A 10,196-nucleotide genomic window follows, 5' to 3' on the forward strand; every position below is an offset into this window, starting at 1 on the left:
CGCCGGGGGGGCCGGGACCTCAACGGTACCGCCCCCGCCGGCGGCCACCGACTCCGCGTACGAACGGAAACCCCCATGCCCCGCACCACCCGTACCGCCCGGACGGCCGGCGCCGCGGCCGTCGTCCTGGCCGCCGCGCTCGCCCTGACCTCCTGCGGCTCCGACGGCGGCAGCACCGCCCCCGCCAAGGTCACCCAGCAGAAGGCCGACTCGCCGTACCAGGGCAGCGTGCTCAGCAAGCACTTCGAGAAGCCCGACCTGCAGCTGACGGACACCTCCGGCAACGCCTTCGACCTGCGCAAGCAGACCGCCGGCAAGGCCACCCTGCTCTTCTTCGGCTACACCAGCTGCCCGGACGTCTGCCCCACCACCATGGGCGACATCGGCGTCGCGATGAAGGCGCTCCCCCCCGAGGAGCGCGAGAAGCTCAACATCGTCTTCGTCTCCACCGACCCCGAGCGCGACACCCCGGCCGTGCTGCGCAGCTGGCTGGACTCGATGGGCAAGGACTTCATAGGCCTCACCGGCGACCTCGCCAAGGTCAAGGCCGCCGCCAAGTCGCTCGGCATCCTGATCGAGGACCCGGTGGTCAACGGCGACGGCACCGTCACCTCCACCCACGGCGCCCAGGTGCTGGCCTTCCTGCCCAGTGACGACAAGGCGCACGTCCTCTACATGAGCGGCACCGAGCAGAAGACCTTCCAGCACGACCTGCCACTGCTCGCCAAGGGGGTCGCGGCATGAAGGCCCCCGGCCGCGACGCCCGCCGCCACCCGTCCGGCTTCCGCCGGGCGTCGCTGGCGGGGGCGGTGGTCGCGACGGCACTGGGCGGCGGCGCCTTCCTGGTCGCCTGCGGTGCGGGCGGCCAGGACGGTGCCGCCGACGGTCCCGCCCGGCTGAGCATCGCCGACTCCTACATCCCGCTGCCCCCGGCCGGCGGGATGGCCGCCGGCTACCTGACCGTGCGCAACGACGGCGGCGACGGCGACCAGCTGCTCAAGGTCTCCAGCCCGGCCGCGACCTCGGTCACCATGCACCGCTCCACCGCCTCCACCATGGAGCAGGTCGACCGGATGGAGGTCCCCGCGAACGGCGCGCTGCAGCTCGCCCGCGGCGGCAACCACCTGATGATCACGGGCTGGCAGAAGCCGCCCACCATCGGTGACGAGCTCGAACTCGACCTCACCTTCGCCAAGGCCGGCACCATCGCCGTGAAGGTCCCGGTCAAGGAGCTCACCTACCGACCCGGCCAGCAGTAAGGGATCCGCCAGATGCTGAAGGTCACCCGGGTTCGCCGCCCGCTCACGGTGCCCGCCCGCCGGCTCGCCGGACTGCTCGGGGTGCTCGGCGCCGTGGTCGCGCTGCTGCTCGGCGGGGCCGGACCGGCCTCCGCGCACGCCACCCTGCAGTCCACCGACCCGGCCCAGAACGCGGTGCTGCCCACCGCCCCGACGAGCGTCACGCTGACCTTCAGCGAGGCCGTCTCGCTCTCCGCCGACTCGGTCCGGGTCCTCGACCCGTCCGGGAAGACGGTCGACACCGGCAACCCCGCGCACGCGGACGGCAAGGACAACACCGCCCGGGTCGGCCTGAACAACGGCCTCGCGGGCGGCACCTACACCGTCGCCTGGCGGGCCGTCTCCGAGGACTCCCACCCGATCGGCGGCGCCTTCGTCTTCTCCGTCGGCGCCCCCTCCGACACCACGGTCTCCGCCACCGCCCTGCAGAGCGCCGCCGCCGAGGCCGACTCCGTGGTCGCCGCGCTGTACGGCACCGGCCGGGTCGTCGCGTACGGCGCGTTCGCCCTGCTGGTGGGCGCCGCCGGGTTCGTCCTGCTCTGTTGGCCGGCCGGGGCGGCCCTGCGCCCGGTGCAGCGGCTGCTGATGACCGGCTGGGTGGCGATGCTGGTCTCCACCGTGGCGGTGCTGCTGCTGCGCGGCCCGTACGAGCGGGGCTGGGGGGTCGGCAAGGCGCTCGACCTGTCGCTGGTGCGCGCCACCCTGGACGAGCGGATCGGCACCGCACTGGCGGCCCGGCTGCTGCTGCTCGCGGCGAGCGGGGTCTTCCTGTCGCTGCTGGTCGGCCAGCTCGGACAGGGCACCCCGGCCGCGCCGGACGACCGCCGCGCGCCGGACGAGCCGCCGGCCGACGGCGAGGAGGCCGAACTGCGCGAGCTGGAGCGGCGCGCCGCCGAACGGCCCGAGCGCGATGCCCGGCTCGGCCTCGGCGTGGCCGGACTGGTGTTGGCGGTGGCACTCGCCGCCACCTGGGCCGGCGCCGACCACGCCGCCGTCGGCATCCAGGTCTGGCTGGCGCTGCCGCTGGCGATCCTGCACCTGGTCGCCATGGCGCTCTGGCTCGGCGGCCTGGCCGCGATGCTGGTCGGACTGCGCAACGGGCTCGGCGCACAGGCCGTCGACCGCTTCTCGAAGGTCGCCCTCGGCGCGGTCGCGGTGCTCGCCGCGACCGGCGTCTACCACTCCTGGCGCGGACTCGGCTCGTGGAGCGCCCTGGACACCGAGTACGGGCGGCTGCTGCTGGTGAAGACCGGCTGCGTGCTGGCGATGCTCGGCGTGGCGTGGATGTCCCGCGCCTGGGCGGCCCGGCTGCGGGCCGAACCGCAGGAGGAGGCCGCACCCGTCGAGGTGCCCGAGCCGGTGGCCGTCGCGGCGGTCTCCGACGACCCTGTCCGGCAGGCCCAGCTGGCCCGCCAGCAGGCCGCGCGGGAGATCGCCGGCCGGGAGAAGGGCCTCACCCCGGCCCGGGCCGGACTGCGCCGCTCGGTGCTGGTCGAGGCGGCGGTCGCCGTCGCCGTGCTGGTGGTCACCACGATGCTGACCAACACCCCGCCCGGCCGGGTGGCCGAGGAGGTCGCGGCGGCCGGCTCCGGCGGGGCGCCCGCCCCGGCCCCCGCCGTGCCCGGCGGACCGGCCCCCAAGACGGCGCCCGGACGGACGCTGGAGCTCAAGCTGCCGTACGACACCGGCGGCCGGACGCCCAACGCCAAGGGCACCGCCACCGTCACCGTCAACCCGGCGCAGACCGGCGCCAACGAGGTGCACCTGCGGCTGGACGGCGCCGACGGGCAGCCGGTCGAGGTGCCCGAGGTGGAGCTGGCCTTCACCCTGCCGGACCGCGACCTCGGCCCGCTGACCGTCCCGCTGACCGCCGAGGGCCCCGGGCGCTGGACGGGCACCGCGCAGCTGCCGCTGCCCGGCCGGTGGGTGCTGTCGGTGCTGGTCCGCTCCTCGGAGATCGACCAGACCACCGAGATCAAGGAACTGAGGATCGGCTAGCGGCATGGACGACACCTCCACCGGCGTCACCCGGCGGACACTGCTCGGCACCGCCGGGGCCGGACTGGTGCTGGGCGCGGGCGCCGGGGCGGCCGGCGCCGGGGCGCTCGACCGCGGCCCGGGCGGCCCCGGCGCGGCACCCGCGGCACCCGCCCTGGGCGCCGGCCGGGTGCCCTTCCACGGCGCCCGGCAGGCCGGCATCCTGCAGCCCGCCCAGGCCCGGGTGCACCTGGCCGCCTTCGACCTGGCCGCCGGATCCGGCCGGGACGCCCTGCGCACCCTGCTGCAGCGGTGGTCCCGGACGGCCGCCCGGCTGGCCGCCGGGGAGCCCGCCGAGGAGCACGAGAACCAGATCGCCCTGGACGCGGGCCCCTGCTCGCTGACCGTCACCTTCGGCTTCGGCGCCACCCTGTTCGACCGGATCGGGCTGCCCGACCGCCGGCCGCCGGCCCTCGAACCGCTGCCCGCCTTCCCCGGCGACGCCCTCGACCCGGCCCGCGGCGACGGCGACCTGTGGGTGCAGATCGGGGCCGACGACGCCCTGGTCGCCTTCCACGCGCTGCGGGTCCTCCAGCGGCAGGCGGCCGGCACCGCCGCCCTGCGCTGGCAGGCGGCCGGCTTCTCCCGGACGCCCGGCGCCACCGCCCGGCCGGCCACCGGCCGCAACCTGATGGGCCAGATCGACGGCACCAACAACCCGCAGCCCGCCGATCCCGGCTTCGACGCCACGGTGTTCTGCGCCGCCGGCGGCGACCACCCGGACTGGGCGGTCGGCGGCAGCTACGTGGTGTACCGGCGGATCCGGATGCTGCTGGACTCCTGGGAGGCACTGCCCGTCGACCGGCAGGAGCGGGTGATCGGCCGGCGCAAGTCGGACGGCGCCCCGCTCTCCGGCGGCGGCGAACGCACCCCGGCCGACCTCGCCGCCCGCGACGGGGAGGGCGCCCTGGCGATCCCCGCCGACGCGCACATCCGGGTCGCCGCCCCGGACGCCAACGGCGGGGCCGCGATGCTGCGGCGCGGCTTCTCGTACCACGACGGCGCGCTTCCGGACGGCTCCCCGGACGCCGGGCTGCTGTTCCTCGCCTTCCAGGCCGACCCGCGCCGCGGCTTCACCCCGGTGCAGCGCAAGCTGGCCCGGGGCGACGGCCTCTCCCGCTTCCTGCGGCACGAGGCGAGCGGCGTGTACGCGGTGCCGCCGGGCGCCCCGGAGGGCGGCTGGGTGGGGCAGGCCCTGCTGGAGGGCTGACCTCCCGGCGGGCCGCCGTCCTGCACCGCGGAACGGTCCCGTACGGCTGCGGCGGAATGGCTAAGGTGGCAAGTTCGGACCACCCTTGCGCACGGAGGCGGCATGTCGGCGACCCGCTACACCTACCTCGGCCCTGCGGGCACCTTCACCGAGGCCGCCCTGCGGACGCTGCCGGAGGCGGCCACCCGGGAGCTGGTGCCGCTGTCCTCGGTGCCGCTGGTGCTGGACGCGCTGCGCGCGGGCGAGGCGTCCGGGGCGTTCGTCCCGATCGAGAACTCGGTCGAGGGCGCCGTCACCGCGACCAACGACGAGCTGGCCTCGGGCAGCCCGCTGATGATCTACCGCGAGGTGCTGCTGCCGATCGCCTTCGCGCTGCTGGTACGGCCCGGCACCGAGCTGTCCGAGGTGCGGACCGTCACCTCGCACCCGGTGGCCCAGCCGCAGGTGCGGCGCTGGCTGGCGGCCAACCTGCCGGAGGCCGTCTGGGAGGCCGCCGCCTCCAACGCGGACGGCGCCCGGCTGGTCGCCGAGGGCCGCTACGACGGGGCGTTCGCGGGCGAGTTCGCCGCTCCGATCTACGGGCTGGACCCGCTGGTCAAGGAGATCGCCGACGCGCAGAACGCCACCACCCGGTTCATCCTGGTCGGCCGGCCCGGCCGGGTCTCCTCGCCCACCGGCGCCGACAAGACCTCGATGGTGGTCTGGCTGCCGGACGACCACCCGGGTGCGCTGCTGGAACTCCTCCAGGAGTTCGCGGTGCGCGGGGTGAACCTGATGCGGATCGAATCCCGGCCGACCGGCGAGGGGCTCGGCAGCTACTGCTTCCTGATCGACTGCGAGGGGCACCTCGCCGACCGCCGGGTGAGCGAGGCGCTGATGGGCCTGAAGCGGATCTGCCCGCAGGTGCGGTTCCTCGGTTCCTATCCGCGGGCGGACCGGCGGGCCTCCGAGCACCGGCGGCCGGGCACGTCGGACGAGGATTTCACCGCCGCCGCGGACTGGCTGTCGCGCTGCCTGGACGGCCGCGGCGACATCTGATCCCGCTGTCCCGCGCGGCCCCGGCTGTCCACAGGCCGGGGCCGCTTTCCACAGCGGGGAGTTATCCACAAGTCCGGGCCCGAGTCGACAAAGCGGTATAGCCACCGGACAGATCGGTCGGACCGTCGTTTTGCGCCCCAGAGATGACCAATCGGACCAGAGTCACCCGTGTACCACTAAATCACCCGTCCGAGTGCTTCAATTCCCTCACTCGTGAAGGTCAAATCGGGTTTGAAACCCGAATGTCCCAGTTCCTTCCGAACCGGGCGCCCATCGCCCGTCCGTCCACAGGACACCGGGAACGCCTGTGGATAACCGCCGGAACGTCGATCGGGGAGCCCGGTTATCCACAGCCGCGGGCAGGTTATCCCCAACCGAAAACCCGTACCGGGACGCCCCTCCCCTCCCGGTACGCTTGGTCCCGTGATTGACCTTCGCCTGCTCCGTGAGGACCCTGACCGAGTGCGCGCCTCGCAGCGCGTCCGTGGCGAGGACGTCGACCTGGTCGACGCCCTCCTCTCCGCCGACGAACGGCGCCGGTCCTCGGGCAGCCGCTTCGACGAGCTGCGCAACGAGCAGAAGTCGCTCGGCAAGCTCGTCGCCAAGGCCCAGGGCGACGAGAAGACCGCCCTGCTGAAGCGCACCAAGGAGCTGGCCGCCGAGGTCAAGGCCGCCGACGCCGAGCAGGGTGCGGCCAAGGAGGAGGCCGAGCGCCTGCTCCGCTCGCTGGCGAACCTCATCGACCCGGCCGCCCCGGTCGGCGGCGAGGAGGACTTCGTCACCCTGGAGGAGATCGGCACCCCGCGCGACTTCGCCGCCGAGGGCTTCGAGCCCCGCGACCACGTCGAGCTGGGCCAGCTCCTGGGCGCGATCGACACCGAGCGCGGCGCCAAGGTCGCCGGTGCGCGGTCCTACTACCTGACCGGTCCCGGCGCGCTGCTGGAGCTCGCCCTGGTCAACATGGCGATCGCCCAGGCCACCGCGGCCGGCTTCACCCCGATGATCACCCCGGCCCTGGTCCGCCCGGCCGCCATGGACGGCACCGGCTTCCTCGGCCAGGCCGCCGAGAACGTGTACTTCCTCGCCGAGGAGGAGCGCTACCTCGTCGGCACCAGCGAGGTCCCGCTCGCGGCGTACCACATGGACGAGATCATCGACGCGGACAAGCTGCCGCTGCGCTACGCCGGCTACTCGTCCTGCTTCCGCCGCGAGGCCGGCACCTACGGCAAGGACACCCGCGGCATCATCCGCGTCCACCAGTTCGAGAAGGTGGAGATGTTCGTCTTCACCACCCCGGAGGACGCCGAGGCCGAGCACCGCCGCCTGCTGCAGTGGGAGAAGGACTTCCTCAACGCCCTGGAGCTGCCGTACCGGGTGATCGACGTCGCCTCCGGCGACCTCGGCTCCTCGGCCGCGCGCAAGTTCGACATCGAGGCGTGGATCCCGACCCAGGGCAAGTACCGCGAGGTCACCTCGACCTCCAACACCACCGAGTACCAGTCCCGCCGCCTCGCCATCCGGATGCGCGAGGAGGGCAAGGTCCGCCCGCTGGCCACGCTGAACGGCACCCTGGTCGCCGTGCCGCGCACCATCGTGGCGATCCTGGAGAACCACCAGCAGGCCGACGGCTCGGTGGTCGTCCCCGAGGCCCTGCGGCCCTTCCTCGGCGGTCGCACCGTCCTGGAACCCGTCAAGTAAGCCGCACCAGCGAATCCCGGGAGACGTCCGGCCCATGAGCACCACCAGCCCCAGCCCCGTCTCCCCCGGTGGCGACCTGCCCTTCCGGCTGGTCGCCACCGACCTCGACGGCACGCTGCTCACCCGGGCGGAGACCGTCTCGCCCCGCACCCGGGAGGCGCTGGCCGCCGCCACCGCCGCCGGGGCGGTGCACATCATCGTCACCGGCCGCTCCGCGGGCTGGGCCCGGCCGGTCTTCGACGAGATCGGGTACACGGGCACCGCGGTCTGCGGGCAGGGCGCCCAGGTCTACGACGCCGGTGCGCACAAGCTGCTCACCTCGCTCACCCTGGACCGCCGGCTCGCCGCCCTGGCCCTTGCCAAGATCGAGGCCGAGACCGGCACCCTCGCCGTCGCCGCCAACCAGGACGGCCTGGACGGCCAGGTGCTGGCCGGCCCCGGCTACCGGCTGCAGATCGGCTCCGAGCTGCCGGTCGTCGCCTCCGCCCGGACCGACCTGCTGGCCGAGCCGATCAGCAAGCTCTACATCCAGCACCCCCGGCTCACCGACGACGAGCTCGCCGAGGCCGCCCGGCAGGTGGCGGGCGACCTGGTGGGCGTCGTCATGGCCGGCCCCGGGGTCGTCGAACTGCTGCCGATCGGCCTCTCCAAGGCCACCGGGCTGGCCGTCGCCGCCCGCCGGCTGGGCCTGCGCGCCGCCGACACCATCGCCTTCGGCGACATGCCCAACGACGTGCCGATGTTCGGCTGGGCCGCGCACGGCGTCGCGATGGCCAACGCGCACGAGCAGGTGCTCGCGGTCGCCGACGAGGTCACCCTCGGCAACGACGAGGACGGCGTCGCCGTCGTACTGGAACGCCTGTACCAGGGCCGCTGACCTCGGCTCCGAGGCCCTGCGTCAGCTCCGCGGCACCCGGATGGTGGTCCTCCGGGAAAGAGTTTGTATGCTCCGCTGAAGCTCCGCGCCCCCGGGTGCGGCGCTCCTGGCGGGATCGGGGCTGTTCCCACCGGACACGTACAGGCTTGCTTCCCCCGTGAGAGGTACGCACATGTCAGGCCAGTGGGACGAGAGCCCGTCCTCGGGGGCGGACGGGCCGGGCCGGGGCGGGCCCCCGCGCAGTTCGGTACGCACCGGGCGCACCGCCGCCGACCAGGCCGGCCGGGTGCCCGCACCGCGGCCAGGGGGCCGCGCCGAGGCGCGCCGGGCCGCCCAGGCACAGGCCAAGGGCGGGCGCGGAGCCCGTGCGGCCGGCCAGGGCGAGGGCGGCCGCCGGGCGGCCGGGACGGCCGAGGGCGGACGCCGCGGCAACGGCGGCGAGGGCGGGCGCCGCGGCAACGGCGGCGAGGGCGGGCGCCGCGCGGCCGGCAGCGGCCGGGGCCGCAAGCCGAAGAAGAACATCAAGAAGATCGTCGCCTGGACGGCGGCCGGCGTCCTGGTGGTGCTGGCCGGCACCGGCGGCGCGATCTACTACAAGCTCAACGGCAACATCCGGTCCTTCGACGAGGACGCCATCAGCCGCGACCGGCCGCCCGAGGCGACCGCCGACGCCAACGGCAACAAGCCGGTCAACATCCTGCTGATCGGCTCGGACTCGCGCAGCGGCAAGAACAGCGACCTCGGCGGCGGCGACGAGGCCGGCGCCCGCTCGGACACCACGATGCTGCTGCACGTCTACGCCGACCACAAGCACGCCGTGGGCATCTCGATCCCGCGCGACGCCCTGGTCACCATCCCGCCGTGCAAGCTGCCGAACGGGAAGTGGACCAAGGAGCAGCCCGGGCAGATGTTCAACTCGGCGTTCTCGGTCGGCAACACCGACCGGGGCAACCCGGCCTGCACCCAGAACACCGTGGAGAAGCTCACCGGCATCCGGGTCGACCACACCATCGAAGTCAACTTCTCCGGCTTCGCCGCGATGACCGAGGCCGTCGACGGGGTCGACGTCTGCCTGCCGAACGACATCTACGAGGGGCACGTCAACCCCAACCTGGGCAAGAAGGGCAAGGTCATCCTGCCCAAGGGCAAGCAGAAGGTCTCCGGCCAGCGGGCGCTCGACTACGTCCGGCTGCGGCACGGCATCGGCGACGAGTCGGACGTCGGCCGGATGAAGCGCCAGCAGGCGTTCCTCGCGTCGCTGATGGCCAAGGTGAAGAAGCAGGGCCTCAGCCCGACCACGCTGCTGCCGCTGGCCGACGCCGCCACCAAGTCGATGACCGTCGACCCGGGGCTGGACTCGGCGAAGAAGCTGATGGACTTCGCGCTCTCGCTGCAGGACATCGACCTGCACGACATGAAGTTCCTCACCGCGCCCTGGCGCTACAACGGCCCCCGGATCGACCTGGTCCACCCGGCCGTCGACAACCTCTGGAAGACCCTCCAGGCCGACCGCACCATCGACGGCAAGGACGCCACCGGCAAGCAGGAGGACGCCCCGCCGACCGAGGCCGCGACCGAGCCGCCCGCCACCCCGACGGCCGCGCCGACCCCGACCGGGGAGGCGCGGAGCAACGCGGCGATCCGGGTCGCGGTCTACAACGGCACCACCGCCAACGGGCTGGCCGCCAAGGCCGCCGAATCGCTCAAGGCCGCGAAGTTCACGGTGACCGGGGTGGCCGGCGCCAAGTCGACCAACCGCGCCACCACCACCGTGGAGTACGGGGCCGGCCAGAAGGCCGGCGCGGAGAAGGTCGCGGCGCTCTTCCCCGGCGCCACCCTGTCGCCCACCTCGGCGGCCGGGATCAGCCTGGTCCTCGGCAAGGACTACGCCGACGCCGGCGCGGCCACGCCCGAGGCTCCCGCGCCGCTGCCCACCGAGGTGGTCGCCGAGGCCCGCTCGGCGGACGACGACATCTGCAGCAACGTCTCCTACGGGTGAGCGGAGACGGCACCGGCCCGGTCCCGCTGTCGGCGGGAC

8 protein-coding genes are annotated in these 10,196 nt (G+C 74.1%); all 8 read left to right on the forward strand.

The annotated features are described in order from the left end of the window. Positions 1 to 75 precede the first annotated feature (75 nt). The 8 genes from ACWGB8_RS36145 to ACWGB8_RS36180 all read left to right on the forward strand — a co-directional run bounded on the left by ACWGB8_RS36145 (position 76) and on the right by ACWGB8_RS36180 (position 10,157). Complete coding sequence (locus ACWGB8_RS36145) at positions 76 to 744, forward strand: SCO family protein (RefSeq protein WP_452217907.1); 669 nt, start codon at positions 76 to 78, stop codon at positions 742 to 744. After that, a complete protein-coding gene (locus tag ACWGB8_RS36150) occupies positions 741 to 1,259 on the forward strand; it encodes a copper chaperone PCu(A)C (protein ID WP_452217908.1) in 519 nt (172 codons plus the stop codon). The genes ACWGB8_RS36145 and ACWGB8_RS36150 overlap by 4 nt, the downstream gene beginning before the upstream one ends. 12 nt (positions 1,260 to 1,271) lie before the next feature. After that, complete coding sequence (locus ACWGB8_RS36155) at positions 1,272 to 3,296, forward strand: copper resistance CopC/CopD family protein (protein ID WP_452217909.1); 2,025 nt, start codon at positions 1,272 to 1,274, stop codon at positions 3,294 to 3,296. Between the two features lie 4 nt (positions 3,297 to 3,300). Then, positions 3,301 to 4,545: an iron uptake transporter deferrochelatase/peroxidase subunit gene (efeB, locus tag ACWGB8_RS36160; RefSeq protein WP_452217910.1), complete on the forward strand. Its 1,245-nt coding sequence runs from the start codon at positions 3,301 to 3,303 to the stop codon at positions 4,543 to 4,545. Between the two features lie 102 nt (positions 4,546 to 4,647). Further along, positions 4,648 to 5,583, forward strand: a complete 936-nt coding sequence (gene pheA / locus ACWGB8_RS36165) for a prephenate dehydratase (protein ID WP_452217911.1) — start codon at positions 4,648 to 4,650, stop codon at positions 5,581 to 5,583. A 423-nt stretch (positions 5,584 to 6,006) separates the two neighbouring features. Further along, positions 6,007 to 7,281 carry a serine--tRNA ligase gene (gene serS, locus ACWGB8_RS36170; protein ID WP_452217912.1) on the forward strand — a complete coding sequence of 425 codons (1,275 nt, stop codon included), beginning with the start codon at positions 6,007 to 6,009 and terminating at the stop codon, positions 7,279 to 7,281. A 34-nt stretch (positions 7,282 to 7,315) separates the two neighbouring features. After that, positions 7,316 to 8,158, forward strand: coding sequence for an HAD family hydrolase (locus tag ACWGB8_RS36175; RefSeq protein ID WP_452217913.1), 843 nt, complete (start codon positions 7,316 to 7,318; stop codon positions 8,156 to 8,158). Positions 8,159 to 8,330: 172 nt separating this feature from the next. Further along, positions 8,331 to 10,157, forward strand: coding sequence for an LCP family protein (locus ACWGB8_RS36180; protein ID WP_452217914.1), 1,827 nt, complete (start codon positions 8,331 to 8,333; stop codon positions 10,155 to 10,157). Positions 10,158 to 10,196 lie beyond the last annotated feature (39 nt).

Source organism: Kitasatospora sp. NPDC054939 (assembly GCF_053610105.1).